Origin of the sequence: Raoultibacter timonensis (assembly GCF_900240215.1) — a bacterium.
GTDB classification, from domain to species: Bacteria; Actinomycetota; Coriobacteriia; order Coriobacteriales; family Eggerthellaceae; genus Raoultibacter; species Raoultibacter timonensis.
This window is the reverse complement of sequence record NZ_LT964689.1, coordinates 1-942: the sequence shown is the minus strand read 5'-3', so window position 1 is coordinate 942 and position 942 is coordinate 1. Positions and strand designations below refer to the sequence as shown.

At 63.7% G+C, this 942-nt stretch carries 1 protein-coding gene; it reads left to right on the top strand.

Annotated features, from left to right (window positions below; translation table 11 throughout):
* Positions 1-942 (top strand): class I SAM-dependent RNA methyltransferase family protein (locus C1722_RS16405; RefSeq protein WP_244902627.1); only part of this gene is annotated, 942 nt, incomplete at both ends.

The following is a 942-nucleotide window of genomic DNA, read 5'->3' as shown; positions in this document are numbered from 1 at the left end:
TGTCCGGTCGAGGATCGCTGCGGAGCGTGTCAGCTTTTGAGCATCCCCTACGCGCGGCAGCTTGCCGACAAGCAGGCGGCGATGGCCGAGCTCTTCGACGGCCTGGCCGGCGATTCGGTCGTCATGCATCCCATTGCGGGCATGGACGAGCCGTTCTACTACCGCAACAAGGTTGCCTCCCCGTATGCGCCCGGCAGGCGCATCAAGCCGAAGGCTTTGGGGGGCGGCAAGGGCACCAAGGGCGGCAAGGAAGCGAAGGGCGAGAAACGCGCGGCGATGACGCGCGCGGAAAAGCACGCCCTCACGCACGAGATCCTCTGCGGCATGTACGCGGCGGGCACGCATCGCATCGTGCCGACGGACTCCTGCCTGATCGAGAACCGGATCGCGAAGAGGATCATCCTCGCAATCCGCGATCTTATGCCCGCCTATCGCATCGAACCGTATCGCGAAGACGCGAACACGGGCTTTCTCCGCCATGCGGTCGTACGGGTGGGGCATACGAGCGGCGAGGTGCTTGTGACGCTTGTGACCAACGGGCGGCAGTTCCCCGGATCGAAATCGCTGGTGCGCGATCTGGTGAAGCGGTGCCCCGAGATCACATCGATCGTGCAGAACATCAATACGCGCCAGACCAACGTGATTCTCGGCACCGACGAGATTCGGCTGTACGGCCCCGGCTTCATTCTCGACGAGCTGTGCGGGTTGAGCTTCCGCATATCTTCTCAATCGTTTTACCAGGTGAATTCTTCGCAAACCGAGGTCTTGTACCGACGTGCGATCGAGCTTGCCCAACTGACGGGAAGCGAGACGGTGATCGATGCGTATTGCGGAACGGGCACGATCGGCCTTGTCGCCGCGCGGGGCATCGGGGGTACGGGCCATGCAGCGCGGGTGATCGGCGTCGACGAGACGGCTGCGGCCATCCGCGATGCTCGCGCC